This is a genomic window from Streptococcus sp. 27098_8_109 (assembly GCF_041432295.1).
In the GTDB taxonomy this organism is placed as follows: domain Bacteria; phylum Bacillota; class Bacilli; order Lactobacillales; family Streptococcaceae; genus Streptococcus.
On record NZ_JAPVZJ010000022.1, the window covers coordinates 1 to 18,314 of the forward strand.

General features: G+C 42.2%; 18 protein-coding genes. 7 read left to right on the top strand and 11 right to left on the bottom strand.

The annotated features are described in order from the left end of the window. Nucleotides 1–170: 170 nt before the first annotated feature. On the bottom strand, nucleotides 171–1,562 hold the full coding sequence (locus tag O3664_RS08015) for a Cof-type HAD-IIB family hydrolase (RefSeq protein ID WP_020903076.1): 1,392 nt from the start codon (nucleotides 1,560–1,562) through the stop codon (nucleotides 171–173). A gap of 65 nt (nucleotides 1,563–1,627) precedes the next feature. Here O3664_RS08015 and O3664_RS08020 point away from each other — a divergent pair, with 65 nt between their 5' ends. Next, nucleotides 1,628–2,590 (top strand): asparaginase, encoded by a 963-nt coding sequence (locus O3664_RS08020; RefSeq protein WP_033684733.1) that lies wholly within the window; start codon nucleotides 1,628–1,630, stop codon nucleotides 2,588–2,590. Between the two features lie 53 nt (nucleotides 2,591–2,643). Here O3664_RS08020 and ccpA read toward each other — a convergent pair whose 3' ends face one another. Next, nucleotides 2,644–3,654, bottom strand: coding sequence for a catabolite control protein A (ccpA, locus tag O3664_RS08025; protein WP_001090627.1), 1,011 nt, complete (start codon nucleotides 3,652–3,654; stop codon nucleotides 2,644–2,646). A 237-nt stretch (nucleotides 3,655–3,891) separates the two neighbouring features. On the opposite strand from ccpA, the gene O3664_RS08030 reads away from it, so the two are divergent. Next, nucleotides 3,892–4,209: a DUF960 domain-containing protein gene (locus tag O3664_RS08030; RefSeq protein WP_000886035.1), complete on the top strand. Its 318-nt coding sequence runs from the start codon at nucleotides 3,892–3,894 to the stop codon at nucleotides 4,207–4,209. A gap of 45 nt (nucleotides 4,210–4,254) precedes the next feature. Here O3664_RS08030 and folK read toward each other — a convergent pair whose 3' ends face one another. The 6 genes from folK to O3664_RS08060 form a co-directional block, all read right to left on the bottom strand. After that, the gene (gene folK / locus O3664_RS08035; protein ID WP_004255793.1) at nucleotides 4,255–5,067 is read right to left on the bottom strand and encodes a 2-amino-4-hydroxy-6-hydroxymethyldihydropteridine diphosphokinase; all 813 of its coding nucleotides are present in this window, start codon (nucleotides 5,065–5,067) and stop codon (nucleotides 4,255–4,257) included. 183 nt (nucleotides 5,068–5,250) lie between these two features. Next, complete coding sequence (folE, locus tag O3664_RS08040; RefSeq protein WP_000380917.1) at nucleotides 5,251–5,805, bottom strand: GTP cyclohydrolase I FolE; 555 nt, start codon at nucleotides 5,803–5,805, stop codon at nucleotides 5,251–5,253. Next, entirely contained in the window at nucleotides 5,786–7,108 is a 1,323-nt protein-coding gene (locus O3664_RS08045; protein ID WP_084926984.1) for a folylpolyglutamate synthase/dihydrofolate synthase family protein, read from the bottom strand. The genes folE and O3664_RS08045 overlap by 20 nt, the downstream gene beginning before the upstream one ends. Before the next feature lies 1 nt (nucleotide 7,109). Beyond that, nucleotides 7,110–8,084 carry a dihydropteroate synthase gene (gene folP / locus O3664_RS08050; RefSeq protein WP_371613874.1) on the bottom strand — a complete coding sequence of 325 codons (975 nt, stop codon included), beginning with the start codon at nucleotides 8,082–8,084 and terminating at the stop codon, nucleotides 7,110–7,112. A 93-nt stretch (nucleotides 8,085–8,177) separates the two neighbouring features. Next, entirely contained in the window at nucleotides 8,178–8,885 is a 708-nt protein-coding gene (locus O3664_RS08055) for a CPBP family intramembrane glutamic endopeptidase (RefSeq protein ID WP_049551195.1), read from the bottom strand. 52 nt (nucleotides 8,886–8,937) lie between these two features. After that, on the bottom strand, nucleotides 8,938–10,356 hold the full coding sequence (locus O3664_RS08060) for an NCS2 family permease (protein ID WP_000359286.1): 1,419 nt from the start codon (nucleotides 10,354–10,356) through the stop codon (nucleotides 8,938–8,940). Nucleotides 10,357–10,545: 189 nt separating this feature from the next. Between O3664_RS08060 and O3664_RS08065 the strand changes: the two genes are divergently transcribed. The 5 genes from O3664_RS08065 (at nucleotide 10,546) to O3664_RS08085 (ending at nucleotide 15,589) form a co-directional block, all read left to right on the top strand. Then, nucleotides 10,546–11,358: a Cof-type HAD-IIB family hydrolase gene (locus tag O3664_RS08065; protein WP_265493922.1), complete on the top strand. Its 813-nt coding sequence runs from the start codon at nucleotides 10,546–10,548 to the stop codon at nucleotides 11,356–11,358. Nucleotides 11,359–11,582: 224 nt separating this feature from the next. Continuing rightward, a complete protein-coding gene (gene adhP / locus O3664_RS08070; RefSeq protein ID WP_261100893.1) occupies nucleotides 11,583–12,602 on the top strand; it encodes an alcohol dehydrogenase AdhP in 1,020 nt (339 codons plus the stop codon). Nucleotides 12,603–12,835: 233 nt separating this feature from the next. Then, complete coding sequence (locus tag O3664_RS08075; RefSeq protein ID WP_004258131.1) at nucleotides 12,836–13,825, top strand: PTS sugar transporter subunit IIB; 990 nt, start codon at nucleotides 12,836–12,838, stop codon at nucleotides 13,823–13,825. Nucleotides 13,826–13,850: 25 nt separating this feature from the next. After that, nucleotides 13,851–14,654: a PTS mannose/fructose/sorbose transporter subunit IIC gene (locus tag O3664_RS08080; RefSeq protein ID WP_000022716.1), complete on the top strand. Its 804-nt coding sequence runs from the start codon at nucleotides 13,851–13,853 to the stop codon at nucleotides 14,652–14,654. 23 nt (nucleotides 14,655–14,677) lie between these two features. Further along, a complete protein-coding gene (locus O3664_RS08085) occupies nucleotides 14,678–15,589 on the top strand; it encodes a PTS system mannose/fructose/sorbose family transporter subunit IID (protein ID WP_000136864.1) in 912 nt (303 codons plus the stop codon). A gap of 55 nt (nucleotides 15,590–15,644) precedes the next feature. On the opposite strand, the gene pepC is transcribed toward O3664_RS08085, so the two are convergent. The 3 genes from pepC to O3664_RS08100 form a co-directional block, all read right to left on the bottom strand. Continuing rightward, nucleotides 15,645–16,979 carry an aminopeptidase C gene (gene pepC / locus O3664_RS08090; RefSeq protein ID WP_049492743.1) on the bottom strand — a complete coding sequence of 445 codons (1,335 nt, stop codon included), beginning with the start codon at nucleotides 16,977–16,979 and terminating at the stop codon, nucleotides 15,645–15,647. Nucleotides 16,980–17,090: 111 nt separating this feature from the next. Next, nucleotides 17,091–17,813, bottom strand: a complete 723-nt coding sequence (locus O3664_RS08095) for a pseudouridine synthase (protein ID WP_261050905.1) — start codon at nucleotides 17,811–17,813, stop codon at nucleotides 17,091–17,093. 268 nt (nucleotides 17,814–18,081) lie between these two features. After that, the gene (locus O3664_RS08100; RefSeq protein WP_000901572.1) at nucleotides 18,082–18,312 is read right to left on the bottom strand and encodes a GlsB/YeaQ/YmgE family stress response membrane protein; all 231 of its coding nucleotides are present in this window, start codon (nucleotides 18,310–18,312) and stop codon (nucleotides 18,082–18,084) included. Nucleotides 18,313–18,314: the final 2 nt, after the last annotated feature.

Sequence of the window (18,314 nt, forward strand, 5' to 3'; positions counted from 1 at the left end):
CTATTTATACTAACGTCAACGTCGCCTTGCCGTATATATGTTACTGACTTCGTCAGTTCTATCTGCAACCTCAAAACAGTGTTTTGAGCTGACTTCGTCAGTTCTATCTACAACCTCAAAGCAGTGTTTTGAGCAGCCTGCGGCTAGTTTCCTAGTTTGCTCTTTGATTTTCATTGAGTATTATTTCTCTCTTTATGGCGTTCATAAGCCTTGAGCTGGCGCTGCAGTTCCTTTTTAATAGCAGGTTCTGGAGCATATTTTTCTTCCCAATCATCTGGTTTTAAGATTTTATGGGTCACTGGATCAAAATGAGCCTTGCCATCTGGAAAAATTTTCCCCATATTGGCCTGATGGACGATATCAAAAATACGTTCTGGGTCCACCCCCATCAAAACAAAGCTACCATAGGTAAAATAAAGCGTGTCAATCAGGGCATCCACCTGCCCTACCAAATCTTGCTGGGCAGGTGTCTTCTTGGCTACTTTCTCTGCTGCCTTATCAAGAGCCTGATGAAGTTGCGATAGAGCTTGACCAAAGTCCTCTTCAGAAGGACTGGCAGCTCGAACAAACTCCACCAATTCTTCTATTTTAAAGCCAGCCCTGTGGGTTGCACCTTCTAAATCCCAAGCTCGAGGTTCTTCTTGGGTTCGTTCATCCATCATGTGGTGGAAGGTCTTGACCTTATTGAAATGATAGTCACGGCTGACAAAGACTTTTTCTGAAGCCAAAACACCAAAATGTTCCAAGGCCTTGTGGATTCCGTCTTGCTGATTGCTGGTGGTGATGTGTTTGGCAACTTCCTTGACACTGCTACTACCATTTCCCATAGCAACTGACATACCGACACCAGCCAGCATTTCAAGGTCGTTATCCGAATCACCAAAGGCCATCACTTGGTTGAGGTCAAAACCATATTCTTTCCCAACTCGTCGAATGCCTTCCAACTTAGAGTTTCCTTGATTGATAACATCCGCTGCAAAAGGATTGCTACGTGTCAATTTCAAGTCTTCAAAATCAGCTGCTGCCTTCTCAGATTCTTCTGGCGTCATCAGCATCAAAACTTGGTAGATAGGCTGATTCATCAGATCAAGCAGGTCTTCTTCCTTTTGGGGAACAACCTTGCTGACCATACGATTAAAGGAATGACTCACTGTCCGAGTTAAAACTGAGGGAACGAAGCGACTGATTCGTTGGGAAAAAGAACCCAGACCAAAAGACATGATTTTGGAACCCAACATGGCATCCTTGGTCCCTAGAGCAATCTCCTTGCCCTCTTTTTTAGCATAACTGATTAACTGGCGCAAATGTAACTTGGAAATTGGGCTCGTGAACAAGACTCTGTCTTTAGTAAAGATATACTGGCCATTGTAGGTTACCGCAAAGTCCAGATCCAAATCGTCCATCAATTCCTTAACAAAAAAAGGTCCTCGTCCTGTCGCTACACCGACAAGCACCCCTTGTTCTTTGACAATCTTAATCGCGTCCTTAGTGGATTTCAAAACACTCTTGTGATCGTTGACCAAGGTTCCATCGATATCAAAAAAAACAGCTTTGACTTCCATCCTATCCCAATCTCCCCTTTTGTGATACAATGATTATACCACATTTCAGAAAGAGTGAGTAAATCATGCCTAAGAAAATCCTTGTTTTACATACGGGTGGAACTATTTCCATGCAGGCCGATGCTTCTGGCGCTGTTGTGACGAGTTCAGATAATCCCATGAACCATGTGTCCAACCCACTTGAAGGAATCCAAGTCCACGCCTTAGACTTTTTTAACCTGCCAAGCCCCCATATCAAACCCAAGCATATGCTAGCCCTCTACCAGAAAATTAAAGAGGAAGCTGCTAACTACGATGGAGTGGTAATCACACACGGGACCGATACTTTAGAGGAAACAGCCTATTTCCTTGATACCATGGAAGTTCCCCATATGCCTATCGTTCTAACAGGGGCCATGCGTAGCTCTAACGAACTCGGCAGCGACGGTGTTTATAACTATCTGAGTGCTTTACGGGTGGCTAGCGATGACAGGGCTGCTGACAAAGGGGTTTTGGTTGTTATGAACGATGAAATTCATGCTGCCAAGTATGTTACCAAAACGCATACGACCAACGTCGGCACCTTCCAAACCCCAACACATGGGCCACTTGGTCTGATTACGAAGCGGGAAATCCTCTACTTCAAAACAGCTGAACCTCGTGTTCGCTTTGACCTTGATCACATACAAGGCTTAGTCCCTATCATCTCGGCTTATGCAGGTATGACAGATGAGCTGATTGATATGCTGGATTTGGAACAATTGGACGGCTTGATTATCCAAGCCTTCGGAGCTGGTAATATTCCTAAAGAAACGGCTGAAAAGTTAGAAAGCCTTCTGCAAAAAGGAATCCCAGTCGCTCTGGTTTCACGATGCTTTAACGGTATAGCGGAACCTGTTTATGCCTACCAAGGTGGAGGCGTACAGTTGCAAAAATCAGGCGTTTTCTTTGTTAAAGAACTCAATGCCCAAAAAGCCCGTTTGAAACTCCTCATTGCCCTCAATGCCGGACTAAGAGGACAGGCTTTGAAAGACTATATGGAAGGGTAAGTCTCTTCTCCAGAAAGCAAAATCAGGAAATCTGCACGATTCCCTGATTTTTTCTATTTCCGTTTTCGTGTTGAGCGACGTTCTGTCAAACCATGAGGTAAGAGAACTTCACGTTCTTCCAACTCTTCCTTGTGCATAATCTTGGTCAACATACGCATACTGATGGCCCCAAGGTCATAAAGAGGTTGGGCAATAGTTGTCAAGTTTGGACGGGTAAAGCGTGAGATTTGTGAATCATCACTAGTAATGATTTCAAATTCTTCTGGTACTGATACACCCTTATCAGCAAGGCCGTTCAAGACACCTGCTGCCAGCTCATCACCTGTTACAACTGCTGCAGTTGCGTTTGATGAAATCAAGCGTTCTGCCAAGGCATAACCATCTTCATAAGTGTATTTAGACTCAAATACCAATCCTTCGCTATAAGAAATACCTGCTTTTTTCAAGGCTTCCTTGTAGCCAACCAAACGAACCTTACCATTGATATCATCCACTAGTGGACCGCTTACGAAAGCAATGCGCTCATTTTCTTTAGCAAGGTAGGTCACTGCATCAATCGTAGCTTGTTTGTAGTCAATATTAACACTTGGAAGTTGGTGTTCTACATCCACAGTTCCTGCAAGAACAACTGGTGTTCGAGAACGAGAAAACTCTGAACGAATTTTTTCAGTCAAGTGGTACCCCATAAAGATGATACCATCCACTTGCTTAGAAAACAGGGTATTGACAACTGAAACTTCCTTATCATCATCCTCATCACTATTAGCAAGAACGATATTATACTTGTACATTTCAGCGATATCATCAATCCCTTTAGCAAGCGTTGAGAAATAGCCATTGGTAATATTTGGGATCACCACACCGACAGTGGTTGTCTTTTTACTTGCAAGACCACGCGCCACAGCATTTGGACGGTAATCCAAACGATCAATCACCTCAAGCACTTTTTTACGAGTATTCTCTTTTACATTCTTATTGCCATTGACTACACGGCTAACCGTCGCCATTGAAACTCCTGCTTCACGGGCGACATCATAAATCGTTACTGTATCGTCTGTATTCATTCCATTTCCTTTCTATATCATACCTCACGAGACTCCAAAAAAAGAGACGGTATGAAAATTTCGTTTTCATGATTCCACTTATTCCATTTTATCACTATTTGTAAACACTTTCAAGCGTTTTTTGAAGATTATTTGAAAAAATTTCATAGGAAGCTATGTTTATGAAGAAAAAATCACCTTTTCTTGATTTTTAATCCTATTTGCTGTATGATAAGGGAAAAGAAAGGGGGAAGAAATATGGCTTTTACCAATACCCACATGCGGTCAGCTAGTTTTGGCATTGTTACCAGCTTGCCTGATGACGTTATTGACTCATTTTGGTATATCATCGACCATTTCTTAAAAAATGTCTTTGAATTGGAAGAAGAACTTGAGTTTCAATTGCTTAATAACCAAGGAAAAATTACCTTCCACTTCTCAAGTCAACACCTCCCTACAGCCATTGATTTTGATTTTAACCATCCCTTTGACCCTCTTTATCCCCCGAGAGTCCTGGTTTTAGATATGGACGGTAGAGAAACTATCCTCCTCCCAGAAGAAAATGACCTATTTTAAAAACTCTAGCCTTCAGTTACAAGCGACTGAAAACTAGAGTTTTTTCTATTGTTTCAAAGCATTATACAAGTTGCGGATCGGTTGCTTTAAGGTAGGATGGATAAAATGAGGCGCAATTTCTTGTAGAGACTCAAGAACAAAAAGGCGTTCCGCTATGTAAGGATGGGGCAAAATAAGGTCATCTGTATAAAGGACCTGGTCCTCCACAAAGAGCAAGTCCAAATCAATCAAACGAGGCCCCCAATGTACTTCTCTCACCCGTCCCATCTCTGACTCAATGGCTAACAAGTTCTCTAATAGAACTGGGGCCGGCAACCAGGTTTCCACCTCAACCACTTGATTAGCAAAGCTATCTTGCTCCACACCACCCCAAGGCTCCGTCGTCAAGACACTGGACTCTTTGAGAATATGGATACCTCGAGCTCGCATTTTCTCAATGGCTTGTTTCAAATTTGCTTGTTTATCTCCCATATTGCTTCCTAGGGCGATAAAGGCCCGTTGCTTGCGGCGATGAATGGTTACCGAGCAAGTATCTAGTGGCAAATGCACTGGTGCCCAAGGCTTTTTCAGTTCCAGCTTTATTTCTTGGACAAGAGGATAAGCCTCAAAAGTACGTTCTACCAGTTTGTAGGCTACCGTTTCAATCAAATCTTCAGTGCTCTCCTGAAACCAAGTCGTCCACTGCTGACACAGTTCTCCGTAATGGACAGAGGCTGTTAAATCCAAGTCTGTCGCTGACTTGGTCATATCATAGGATAGGATTGCGGAAATAACAAACTTTTGCCCTAATTCTTTCTCACTAGGAAAAAGACCATGATAGGCAAAAATTTCCAAATCCTTAATCTGCAGTTGATCCATAATGATTCCTTTCTAGAAAAATCCGATTCAAGCGGATTTTTTTTATACTCAATGAAAATCAAAATGCAAACTAGGAAGCTAGCCACAGGCTGCTCAAAACACTGTTTTGAGGTTGCAGATGGAAGCTGACGTGGTTTGAATTTGATTTTCGAAGAGTATTATAGTCCCATTATTCGAAGAGTATTATAGTCCCATTAAACGATAAGCCTGGTCTCGGAGGTCCTTATCTGTTTCAAATAGACCACGAGCTACTGTCGTCAAGGTTGCTGTGCCTGGTTTTCTGACACCTCGCATGCTCATACACATATGTTCCGCCTCAATGACAACAAAGGCTCCTTTAGCACCTAGATACTCCATCAAGGCATCGGCCACTTCGATATTCAAACGTTCTTGAATTTGTGGTTTTTTCGAATAAACTTCAACCGTACGGGCTAGCTTAGACAAACCTGCCACACGACCATCTGGAATGTAGGCAATATGTGCTCTACCATAAAATGGCAAGAAGTGGTGTTCACACATGGTATGGAAAAAGATATCCTTTTCTACCACCATATTATCGTCGATAATCTCAAAGGATTTTGACAAATGTTCCTCCGCTGTTTGACCAAGACCTGAAAAAATCTCTTGGTACATACGAGCCACACGAGCAGGTGTTTCCTGCAAGCCCTCGCGGTTAGCGTCCTCTCCGACGGCCTCGATAATCATTTTTACAGCTGCTTCAATCTTTTGTGTATCCATTTTCGTTTTTCCTCTCCATCAGATAGGCTCTCACTTGGCTCAAGAAATACAAGGAACCCGTGACAATCCTAACTGTTTGTTTCTCTTCTTTTTTATCTGTCAATTTCTGCTCTAGAAAATCCTGCCAACCTTGGTAGCTGAGATTTCTAGACTTAGCTGCCTCTTCCAGCACGCTTTCATCAGTCGCCCGACTATCGTCAAAATGTGTCAGAGTAAGCTCGGTATCTGGGATTTGCTCCAACAAGTCCAACATATCCTCCAAGGCCTTGGTTTTGATGCAAGTAAAGAGGATTTCCTTACGATAATCCGCAAAGCGTTCTTGCAAAGTTGCTAATAAAGCCTTGATAGCATGGGGATTGTGGGCCCCATCCAAAATCATCAAGGGTTCTCTTGACACGATTTCCAAACGCCCTGGCCAACTTGTTTCTTCCAAGGCTTGAGCAAGCACGTGATTGCTTGCTAGTTCTCGACCATCTTCTTGACAAAAATTATCAAGTAAAGCTATGGCCATCCCAGCATTCTCTATCTGGTGCAAACCCAACAGGCCAGTTTGGAAGCGACCTTGTCTGACAACACTTGTATAGTCAAAGACTTCGCCTGTAACCATACTCTTTTGATGGCGGACCTGATAATCTGTCCCGTAGGCAAATCTCGGCGCATCTTTCCCTTCCGCAATGCGGTCAATCACAGCCAAAGCTTCTGGAGCAATACGACCTGTCACCAAGGGAATACCTTGTTTGATAATACCAGCTTTCTGCTCTGCTATGGCTTCCAAGGTGTCACCAAGTAGGGCTACATGGTCCAATCCAATGGTCGTAATTCCTGTTAAAATTGGCTGGCAGACATTGGTACTATCTAAAAGCCCACCCATGCCGACTTCCATGATAGCCACATCTACTTGCTCTGAGGCAAAGTAATCATAGGCTATAGCTGTAATTATTTCAAACTCAGTTGTCCCCTGCAAATTGGTAGCCGATTCCCCTTCCAACAAAGACTGATAGTCTGCCATGAGGGCTTCTAGTCTAGCCTCTGGGATAGATTCCCCATTGATGCTAATCTGGTCTGTGTAGTGAATGAGATAGGGTGAGCTAAACACGCCAACTCTCAGCCCTAGCTTTTCCAGCATATTTTTCAAAAAAGCAATGGTAGAACCCTTGCCATTGGTCCCTCCGATATGGATGACCTTGAGTTTGAGATGGGGATTTCCACGCAAAGCTAATAGTTCCACCATGCGTTCCAAGCCAAAATGCGGTTCGTCGGTCCGGTAGTTGGCAATCCACTGATTATTTTCAATTTCTTTCATCTTATTTGTATTGTTTTAAATCTAGATTTTCCGCTTCATCAGCCAGACGAATAGCGGAGGCAATTTCAACTGCCATCTTGTGACTAGCTACGTCATGCACGCGCACCACTTCTACACCCTGTCTTGAAGCAATACTAGTTACATGAGCCGAAGCTGTATCTCGATTGCGGAAACCAAGTTCTGTCTCAGGATTGACTTCAAAACCATTTTCTTCAAGAATATTGATGACAAACCGCTTGCGCGACACTCCGAGAAAGATTGGATAGCCTTTCTGATGTAGTTTATCCAGATCCCGTAAAAGAAGTAGATTTTCTTTCTTGGTCAGACCAAAGCCAATTCCTGGATCCAACAGGATATTTTCTTGTGCGATTCCAGCTTGATTCGCTCTCGCTAAGGCTCTGTCAAAGAAAGCCTCCATCAAGTCTTCGATTGGCAATGTTTCAAAGTCAGCTAACTCTTCCTCTGTAAAAGCTTGTCCAAAACCAAAATGAGGAAATATAAGCGAGCTAGGGTGCTGAGGTCGCGCCATGACTGGATTAAACATAATGACTACTTTCGCTCCAGCATTTGCAACCACATGGGCCATTTTTTCATCACCCATGAAACCAGTGATATCATTGACTAGATTGGCACCAGCAGCCAAAGCAGCCTCTGCTACCTGACTCTTCCAAGTATCAATAGAGATAAGGACATCACTTTCCTTGCGAATCGCTTTGATCACTGGAACAACACGCTGGATTTCCTCTTCTATCTCAACATAGCTGCTTCCCGGCCGAGTCGATTCTCCGCCGATATCTAGCATACTAGCACCTTCTGCTATCAATTTACGAGCCTGCTGGAGTGCTTGCTCAAGAGCAAAAAATTGACCACCGTCCGAAAAGGAGTCTGGGGTTACATTGATAATTCCGCAAATAGCTGTCTTTGCATGATTGGCTTTACTTGACATATCGGTCACTCCCTCAAGGCTTTTCATCATATCATTTCTCTATTTTACCATAAAAAGAAAAAGATGGACACGATTGCATTCATCTTTTTCCCAGTAGAAACAAGTAAGCAATTGTCAAAAATCTTAAACAGAAATCCCTAATGTCCGACTCAAAATCACCACGAGAGCCAGCAAACAGAAAGCAACCCCATTCACAATCATGTGAAGTAAGATAGACATTTCCAAACGTTGGGTCTTGTAAGCCGTCCAAGACAGAACGATCGACATACCTCCATAAATCAATAAAGAAGGTAAATTACTTGGTTGATGCAATAAAGCAAACACAATCGTACCGACTATAAATCCCAAGTTCTCTTTTCCTCGGAAAATCTTTTTAGGAACAATCCCACGGCACAAGATTTCCTCACAAATTGGAGCAAGCAAGGCCAACAAGAAGAAACTGGAAATCAGAGAACTATTCTGAACCATGTCGTTAATCTGAGACTGATTCCCTGTTGTCGTCTCATTTGATAGTTGCAATAAAATGGAACCAAGTATATTTGAACAGATAATGACTAAATAACTTAATCCCAAACGTGCCAAATCCTTCGCTCTAAAAAAAGAAAAATTAAAACTTGCTAACTGCGTTTTACGAGCTCCAATAATAAACAGCACCAGAATCACAATCGAAATACCAGAAACTATCAGTCCTGACTGCAACAGTGGTACTGCATTTAAAGTTAAAATAGCAGTAACCCCTATAGGAATCTGATATAAAATTGTCGCCAGAAAAAAGATTAACAGCCAACCTGCACGATTCAATAATTCTTTCCACATATTTTTCTCTTTCATCACCTATCTCCTTTGTATTAAAAAAGGGGGAAAATCCCCCTGGGTTATCCTATTATAAGGCCATGCTGATGTAGTTAAGGATAAACAAGGCATCCAAAATCCAAATCATGACATGAACATCTTTAGCTTGACCTTTAACAAGCTTAGTCAAAGTGTAAGTCAAGAAACCAACTGCAATCCCTTGAGTGATAGAGTAGCTGAATCCCATAAAGATAGATGTGAAGAAAGCAGGAACCGCTTCAGACATATCATCCCAATGGATATTTTTCAAGCTAGCCAACATCATAATCCCAACGATAATCAAGATTGGAGCTGTAGCGGCTGTTGGTACAATCGCTAGAAGTGGGCTAAAGAAGCTTGAGATCGCAAAACAGATTGCCACGACCAAGGCTGTCAAACCAGTACGTCCACCTGCACCGATACCAGCAGCAGACTCAACATAAGTCGTTACGTTCGAAGTACCAGCGATGGCACCAATTGAAGTACCAATCAAGTCAGAGTAAAGAGCCTTGTCCAACTTAGCTGATTGGTGATTTTCACCATTTGTCGCTACGATACCAACTTTTTCACCAGTACCGATCAAAGTACCAATTGTATCAAAAATATCTGTCAACGAGAAGGCAAGAATAGCCATCAGAGTTTCAGGCAAGCGAGCTGTATCTGAAATCAAAGCTCCCAAACCTTCTGAACCAAGAGCCGCACCAAAGACTGTCTTCAAGTCTTCAAAGGCTGCACCAACATGGTTGTTAGCAAAATCGATACTAGACAAATCTACCAAACCAACTGCAATAGCAAGAACAGTTGTTGTCAAGATAGAGAGAATAATTCCCCCTTTAATCCCTTTGATAACAAAGAAGATCGTAATAGCAAGTCCTGCAAGAGCCACCAAAACAGCTGGATTATTAAAGCTGACCAATCCTGGAACTGCTGAAGAGTTTGCTGCAATCGTTGCTTGAGCTTTGTCAGCCCCTTCTCCTACAACCGTATAGTTTCCTGGATCAATCGTAAATTTCAAAAGTCCAGCATTCTTAATTCCCACGTAGGCAAGAAAAACACCGATACCAGCTGAAATAGCTGAGCGAAGGGCATTTGGAATCGATTCAATGATCATTTTACGAACATTTGTCAAGGTAATAATCAATGAGATAATTCCACAGATGAAGACCATAGCCAAGGCTTCTTGCCATGAATAACCAAGCCCGAATACAACTGTAAATGTAAAGAAGGCGTTAAGACCCATACCTGGTGCTTGAGCATAAGGTAAGTTGGCGTAGAAGGCCATCATCAGGGTACCAGCAACTGCACCGATAATTGTTGCGAGGAATACACCCTGAGCAGGCATTCCTGTTTGCGAAAGAATTTGTGGGTTTACAAAGAGAATATAACTCATTGCAAAGAAAGTTGTTAAACCAGCGAGAACCTCCGTACGAACGTCTGTACCGTTCTCTTTTAGTTTAAATAATTTGTCCATTATCAATCTCCTTTTAATTTTTACGAACAATAATAGAATTATATCATTTATCATTCACTTTTTCAATATCTTTGTTTGATTTATTTAAGAAATTGATGGAATTTCATTTTTTGTTTGGAATCTGCTTTTCTGCCTGCTTTTTGTTATAATAGAAGACATCTTATCTGAAAAGACACTAGAAAGGTCCCTATGACGAAAAAAATTATTGCAGTTGACCTGGATGGAACCCTACTCAACTCAGACAGTCAAATTTCTGACTTTACCAAAGAAACTATAAAAAAAGTTACTGAAAAAGGCCATCAGGTTATTATTACGACAGGTCGCCCTTACCGTATGTCAAAAGATTTTTACCGCGAGCTTGGCTTAGACACTCCTATGATTAATTTCAACGGCTCCCTCACTCATTTACCAGACCAGGTTTGGGACTTTGAAAAGTGTTTGACGGTAGACAAAAAATATCTGCTAGACATGGTTCAACGTTCAGAGGACATTCAAGCCGATTTTATCGCTGGAGAATATCGTAAAAAATTCTACATTACAAATCCTAATGAAGAAATTGCCAATCCCAAACTATTTGGCGTAGAAGCTTTCCATCCTGAAGATCAATTTCATCCTGAGTTGGTAACCAAGGATCCTAACTGTATTCTTTTACAGACCAGAGCCAGTGACAAATATGCCTTGGCAAAAGAAATGAACGCCTTCTACCAGCATCAACTTTCTATTAATACCTGGGGAGGGCCGCTCAATATCCTTGAGTGTACCCCAAAAGGTGTCAACAAGGCCTTTGCTTTGGACTACTTGCTCAAGGTAATGAACCGTGATAAAAAGGATTTGATTGCCTTTGGAGACGAACACAATGATACCGAAATGCTCGCTTTTGCTGGGAAAGGTTATGCAATGAAAAATGCCAACCCAGAGCTACTCCCTTATGCGGATGAGCAAATTGCCCTGACCAATGACCAAGATGGGGTTGCAAAAACCCTGCAAGACTTATTCTTATAATCCATACTGACCAGCTTGCGAGCTGGTCTTTGTGCTCTTTTCACAGTCTCATCAACCAGTTAATCGATTATTCTATTTTTTACTTCCAAAACCTTGGAAAAGGCTTTCTTTTGTGATATACTTTACATATAAATACAAGAGAGCTCGTCATACTCGACTCTGTTGACACAAAATCAATCCAGTCCCGTTATCCCTGTTCTCGGTCAATATCAAGGAGGATAGCTATGAAAGCTGTTGTTGTAAATCCAGAAAGCACTGGTGTTGCTGTTGAAGAAAAAGTACTCCGTCCACTTGAAACTGGGGAAGCACTTGTAGAAATTGAATACTGTGGTGTTTGCCACACTGACCTCCACGTTGCCCATGGTGACTTTGGTCAAGTACCAGGACGTGTCCTAGGTCACGAAGGTGTTGGTATCGTCAAAGAAATTGCCCCAGATGTAAAAAGCCTTAAAGTTGGCGACCGCGTCAGCGTTGCTTGGTTCTTTGAAGGATGTGGTACTTGCGAATACTGTACAACTGGCCGTGAAACTCTTTGCCGTACAGTGAAAAATGCCGGCTACTCAGTAGACGGAGGTATGGCTGAACAATGTATCGTAACTGCAGACTATGCTGTCAAAGTTCCTGACGGACTTGATCCAGCCCAAGCCTCTTCTATCACATGTGCTGGTGTAACAACCTATAAAGCCATTAAAGAAGCCAAAGTTGAACCAGGCCAATGGGTTGTTCTTTACGGCGCTGGTGGACTTGGTAACCTAGCTGTTCAATACGCTAAAAAAGTATTCAATGCTCATGTCATCGCAGTTGATATCAATAACGACAAACTTGCCCTTGCAAAAGAAGTAGGTGCTGACATTGTTATTAACGGCCTAGAAGTTAAAGATGTACCTGGACTCATCAAGGAAAAAACAGATGGTGGAGCTCATTCAGCTGTCGTAACTGCTGTGTCTAAAGTTGCCTTCAACCAGGCTGTTGACTCAGTTCGTGCTGGTGGTCGCGTTGTCGCTGTCGGCCTTCCTTCTGAAATGATGGAACTCAGCATCGTAAAAACCGTTCTAGATGGAATCCAAGTCATCGGTTCTCTTGTAGGAACTCGTAAAGACTTGGAAGAAGCCTTCCAATTCGGTGCAGAAGGTTTAGTAGTTCCAGTTGTTCAAAAACGTCCAATAGAAGATGCCGTAGCCATTTTCGACGAAATGGAAAAAGGTCAAATCCAAGGACGTATGGTACTCGACTTCACCCACTAATCTATTAGAAACCTATTTTAAAAGTTGGAATGCGCTTCCAACTTTTTTATATTAAATTTTTTAATAAGGATTCAAAAAAACTTCTCTAAAACTCAATATATCAATATTTTCAGATGTAATATTTTTAATTATTTTATGATAAATAGTTGATTTTTAGATGAAAACGGTTTATACTTAAACAGTCTTAAAGTTTTCTTAAACGAAAACTAAAACAAAAAGGAGGAATGACAATAATGAGTATCGGAATCATTATTGCGAGCCACGGCGAATTTGCTGCGGGTATTCATCAGTCAGGATCTATGATCTTTGGTGAACAAGAAAAGGTTCAAGTTGTAACCTTTATGCCAAACGAAGGTCCTGATGATCTATACGCTAAGTTTAATAACGCTGTTGCTGCATTTGACGCAGAAGATGAGGTTCTAGTTTTGGCTGACCTTTGGAGTGGATCTCCATTTAACCAAGCTAGTCGCGTGATGGGAGAAAATCCTGAGCGTAAGTTTGCCATCATCACAGGACTGAACTTACCGATGTTAATTCAAGCCTACACAGAGCGCCTCATGGACGCTGCTGCAGGTGTAGAAAAAGTCGCTGCTAATATCATTAAAGAAGCCAAAGATGGCATCAAAGCTCTTCCAGAAGAGCTAAACCCAGTTGAGGAAGTAGCAAGCGCTGCAGCTGCTCCAGTTGCCCAAGCTGCTATTCCAGAAGGAACTGTCATCGGAGACGGTAAACTCAAAATCAACCTTGCCCGTCTAGACACTCGTTTACTTCACGGTCAAGTTGCAACTGCTTGGACTCCAGATTCAAAAGCAGATCGTATCATCGTTGCTTCAGATAACGTAGCTAAAGACGAATTACGTAAAGAATTGATTAAACAAGCAGCTCCAGGTAAAGTGAAAGCAAATGTTGTTCCTATCCAAAAACTAATCGACGTTGCAAAAGATCCTCGCTTCGGAGGAACACATGCCCTTATCTTGTTTGAAACACCTCAAGATGCCCTTCGTGCTATCGAAGGTGGCGTGCCAATCAAAACTCTTAATGTTGGATCAATGGCTCACTCAACTGGTAAAACAATGGTTAACAACGTTTTGTCTATGGATAAAGAAGACGTTGCTACATTTGAAAAAATGCGTGACCTTGGTGTTGAATTTGATGTACGTAAAGTACCAAACGACACCAAAAAAGATTTGTTTGACTTGATCAACAAAGCAAACGTGCAATAATCGATTTTATGAAAGGATTTTAAAGATGTCTATTATTTCTATGGTTTTAGTAGTCGTTGTAGCCTTCCTAGCAGGTCTTGAAGGTATCCTCGACCAGTTCCAATTCCATCAACCAATCGTAGCTTGTACCCTTATCGGTCTTGTTACTGGTAACCTTGAAGCAGGGATTATCCTTGGTGGTTCTCTTCAAATGATCGCCCTTGGTTGGGCTAACATCGGAGCTGCCGTAGCTCCTGACGCTGCTCTTGCTTCTGTTGCTGCTGCCATTATCATGGTTCTTGGTGGCGACTTTACTAAGACAGGTATCGGTGTTGCCCAAGCGGTTGCTATCCCTCTTGCAGTTGCTGGTCTATTCTTGACTATGATTGTCCGTACACTCTCTGTCGGATTGGTTCACACTGCTGATGCTTCTGCTAAAAAAGGTGACTTCAAAGCAGTTGAACGTGCTCACTTTGTCGCACTTCTTCTTCAAGGTCTTCGTATTGCAGTCCCAGCAGCACTCCTTCTAATGGTACCAACTGAAACAGTACAAAGCATTCTAAATGCTATGCCTGATTGGCTCAAAGATGGTATGGCTATCGGTGGTGGTATGGTCGTTGCCGTTGGTTACGCTATGGTTATCAACATGATGGCAACTCGTGAAGTATGGCCATTCTTCGCTATCGGTTTCGTGCTTGCTGCCGTGTCAGATATTACTCTAATCGGATTTGGTGCTATCGGTGTTGCTATCGCTCTTATCTACCTTCACCTTTCTAAAACTGGTGGAAATGGTGGCGGAGGAGCCGCAACTTCTAACGACCCAATCGGCGATATCCTAGAAGACTACTAAGATAAGAAAGGACTGAAAACATCATGACTGAAAAACTTCAATTAACTAAATCAGATCGTAAAAAAGTTTGGTGGCGTTCAACTTTCTTACAAGGTTCTTGGAACTATGAACGTATGCAAAACTTGGGTTGGGCTTACTCATTAATTCCAGCTCTTAAAAAACTCTACACTAAGAAAGAAGATCAAATCGCTGCTCTTGAACGCCATCTTGAGTTCTTCAACACTCACCCATACGTAGCCGCTCCAATCATGGGGGTTACTCTTGCACTTGAAGAAGAACGTGCTAACGGTGTTGAAATTGATGACGCTGCTATCCAAGGGGTTAAAATCGGTATGATGGGACCTCTTGCTGGTATCGGTGACCCAGTATTCTGGTTTACAGTACGCCCAATCCTTGGATCACTCGGTGCTTCACTTGCCCTTACTGGTAATATCTTAGGTCCAATCCTCTTCTTCGTTCTTTGGAACTTGATTCGTATGTCATTCTTGTGGTATACACAAGAGATTGGATACAAGGCTGGATCAGAAATCACTAAAGATATGTCTGGCGGTATCCTTCAAGACATCACTAAAGGAGCTTCTATCCTTGGTATGTTCATTCTTGCTGTCCTTGTTCAACGTTGGGTAAATATTAAATTTGCTTTCGATGTTGCCAAAGTTCAACTAGATGAGAAGGCTTATATCCATTGGGATAAATTGCCAGAAGGATCTAAAGGTATTCAAGAAGCATTCGCACAAGTAGGACAAGGATTGTCTCAAACACCTGAAAAAGTTACTACTTTCCAACAAAACTTGGATATGTTGATCCCTGGACTATCAGGACTACTCCTTACTCTCCTTTGCATGTACTTGCTTAAGAAAAAAGTATCTCCAATCACTATTATCCTTGCACTCTTCGCAGTGGGTATTGTGGCACATGTTCTTCACATCATGTAATCAAGCAACTTAAAAGGAATCAGGTTCTAAAATCTGATTCCTTTTTTCTATACTTTTATTCGGCCAAGGCACCCATTGGATCCCATGGTGCAAGGACGATTGGTTCTGCTTCATAGGCAGCTAGTTCTTCTGCTGTTAGTAATTCCTTACGAACAACAATTTGATAAGTGTATTCGTCCATCCAAGCATCTGAAGCAACAAAGTAACCATCTGTACCAACCTTGTCTCCCCATGAGTTTTCAACCTTCCACTTGGTTGACTTGCCATTTTCATCCAAATCCACACCTGTCAAGACCATGGCGTGGGTCATCAAGCTCTCACTGTAATCCAAACGTCCAGCCTTGTCTTGAGTGAGTTTAATGTCCATGCTTGATTCAAAGTCATAAACATCTGTCGCAAGGATCCCAGCTTTACGATTGCTGAGTTGACCGACATCTGATCCAAACCAAACAGTCTCACCTGCTTGCATTTGGGCAATCGCTAATTCTTTCAAGCGTTCCATCGGTACATTGATGTAACGAACCGCACGGCTACCAACCACATTCCCCAACATCTCAACTGTGTAAGATTTGCCGTAAGGCTTGTCAGCAGTTGGGGCATTGATAACAGAAACATAGTCCTCTAGAGGAAGATTGACATATTTCTTGTAAAACTCTTGTGGTGTGATGCCCTTTTCGCTTTGGTAGTTGTTATCCTTATCGCGATAAGCAAAGTCAAATTTACGTGGTGGAAGGCCTAGGGACATAGCAAGAAAATTAAAGATTTCTTGCAAGAGGTCTTCTTTCTTAGCTTGAACAGTCGCTTGGTCTGCACCAGAAGCGAGCAAGTCACGCAAGATTTGAGCATCTTGACGAAGCAATTTGTTGAGAATGGCATTTAGCTCACGACTACTGCTAGATGAAACAGATTCAGGGTAAACCGACTTAGGAACGACACCGTATTTCTCAAAGAGAGACACCACCATATCCCACTGACCTCCGTCTTGTTGTGGTGTTTGGAGTAGGAATTTAACCTTACGGCTGGTCAAGTCTTGGTCTGCAGTCGCAATGACTTGCTCCAAGAACCAGTTTGATTTCTCATACTTGTCCCAGAAGAAGGTGTGGGCCTGTGATAACTCAAAATTTTCCAATTTATATTGTGAAATGAGTTTGTGGCGGAAGGTGTTAAGAGCTGCAAACATCCAGCAACGACCAGACGCTTTCTGGTTGGTTACCTTGTCCTTAGTCAAATCCAATGAGAAAACAGGTGTATTGTCTACATGGCTTTGGCGACGTTCTAGGGCTGCAAAAATTCCATTGTGGCTGGCTGCATTTTCAATCGCTTGGTATTTGACATTTGCTTCATAATTGGCAAATAATTTATCAGTAAATGATTCTTGAATCGCGTTCATAGATTCCTCCTTTTATTCTACAGTCTATTATAACTCTTTTCACAAAGTAAGCAACTGAAAAACATAAAAGGCAAGGATATTCTTCCTCACCTTTTTCGAATATAAACCAAATTAAGTAATACTAGCAAGAAGATTTTCTAATTCCTCCTTGGTCAAGCGACGCCATTCCCCTCGTTCTAAGTTCTCATCCAATACTAGCGTTCCCATAGTCAAACGTTGCAAGTCTACTACTTCCTTGCCACAGTAGGCCACCATACGCTTGACCTGATGAAACTTCCCTTCTGCAATGGTCACACGAATTTGGCTTTGATTTTTTTCTGTGTCTACGGACACAATCTCCAGTTTAGCGGGCTGACAATTAAAGTCTTTGAGAGAAATACCCTCGGCAAATGTCTCCACATCTTCTTGGGTCATAATTCCTTTGACCTGAGACAGATATGTCTTGTCAACATGACGCTTAGGTGAAAGAAGAGCATGGGCAAGCTTGCCGTCATTAGTCAAGAGCAAAAGACCATGCGTGTCAATATCCAAGCGTCCTACTGGGAAAACTTCCTTGCTCCGAGCAATATCATCCAGCAAGTCCAGAACCGTTCTGTGCTTAGGATCCTCAGTCGCTGAGATAACTCCTTTGGGCTTGTTCATCATGTAGTAGACAAACTCTTCATACTCCAACACTTGCCCGTCAAAGCGAATCTCATCTCTTTCTTCATCAATCTGCAGTTTCGCTGACTTTTCTTTTTTACCATTTACCATCACGCGCCCAGACTTGAGCAAGTTTTTGACCTCAGTCCGACTCCCCACAGCGCAGGCAACTAAAAATTTATCTAATCTCATAGAACTATTATATCATACTCAAAAGGAGGCTGGTACAATGACCAACCTCCTTTTCGTTTCATACTCTTCAAAAATCTCTTCAAACCGCGTCAACGTCGCCTTGCCGTATATATGTTACTGACTTCGTCAGTTCTATCTGCAACCTCAAAACAGTGTTTTGAGCTGACTTCGTCAGTTCTATCTACAACCTCAAAGCAGTGCTTTGAGCAACCTGCGGCTAGTTTCCTAGTTTGCTCTTTGATTTTCATTGAGTATCAGATTTAAGAAATTAACTTCCTCGTCTCCAGAAAATCGCTAAGACAATCATGGAACCTAGTACTGCCGGAATAATGGCAGTTCCTGCTATTATCGGTCCCCAAGTCCCAAAAAGCAAATGGCCTATAAAGGCACCAATCCATCCGAGAAACATTTTTCCAAAACATCCCATGCGTTCTCCACGATTGGTCAGAGTACCTGCTAAAAATCCAACTAGGAGACCAACGAACATACTTCCTAACATAT

Coding starts and splice junctions, on each gene's coding strand:
- O3664_RS08015 (WP_020903076.1), bottom strand. CDS start 1,562: ATGGAAGTCAAAGCTGTTTTTTTTGATATCGATGGAACCTTGGTCAAC.
- O3664_RS08020 (WP_033684733.1), top strand. CDS start 1,628: ATGCCTAAGAAAATCCTTGTTTTACATACGGGTGGAACTATTTCCATG.
- ccpA (WP_001090627.1), bottom strand. CDS start 3,654: ATGAATACAGACGATACAGTAACGATTTATGATGTCGCCCGTGAAGCA.
- O3664_RS08030 (WP_000886035.1), top strand. CDS start 3,892: ATGGCTTTTACCAATACCCACATGCGGTCAGCTAGTTTTGGCATTGTT.
- folK (WP_004255793.1), bottom strand. CDS start 5,067: ATGGATCAACTGCAGATTAAGGATTTGGAAATTTTTGCCTATCATGGT.
- folE (WP_000380917.1), bottom strand. CDS start 5,805: ATGGATACACAAAAGATTGAAGCAGCTGTAAAAATGATTATCGAGGCC.
- O3664_RS08045 (WP_084926984.1), bottom strand. CDS start 7,108: ATGAAAGAAATTGAAAATAATCAGTGGATTGCCAACTACCGGACCGAC.
- folP (WP_371613874.1), bottom strand. CDS start 8,084: ATGATGAAAAGCCTTGAGGGAGTGACCGATATGTCAAGTAAAGCCAAT.
- O3664_RS08055 (WP_049551195.1), bottom strand. CDS start 8,885: ATGAAAGAGAAAAATATGTGGAAAGAATTATTGAATCGTGCAGGTTGG.
- O3664_RS08060 (WP_000359286.1), bottom strand. CDS start 10,356: ATGGACAAATTATTTAAACTAAAAGAGAACGGTACAGACGTTCGTACG.
- O3664_RS08065 (WP_265493922.1), top strand. CDS start 10,546: ATGACGAAAAAAATTATTGCAGTTGACCTGGATGGAACCCTACTCAAC.
- adhP (WP_261100893.1), top strand. CDS start 11,583: ATGAAAGCTGTTGTTGTAAATCCAGAAAGCACTGGTGTTGCTGTTGAA.
- O3664_RS08075 (WP_004258131.1), top strand. CDS start 12,836: ATGAGTATCGGAATCATTATTGCGAGCCACGGCGAATTTGCTGCGGGT.
- O3664_RS08080 (WP_000022716.1), top strand. CDS start 13,851: ATGTCTATTATTTCTATGGTTTTAGTAGTCGTTGTAGCCTTCCTAGCA.
- O3664_RS08085 (WP_000136864.1), top strand. CDS start 14,678: ATGACTGAAAAACTTCAATTAACTAAATCAGATCGTAAAAAAGTTTGG.
- pepC (WP_049492743.1), bottom strand. CDS start 16,979: ATGAACGCGATTCAAGAATCATTTACTGATAAATTATTTGCCAATTAT.
- O3664_RS08095 (WP_261050905.1), bottom strand. CDS start 17,813: ATGAGATTAGATAAATTTTTAGTTGCCTGCGCTGTGGGGAGTCGGACT.
- O3664_RS08100 (WP_000901572.1), bottom strand. CDS start 18,312: ATGTTAGGAAGTATGTTCGTTGGTCTCCTAGTTGGATTTTTAGCAGGT.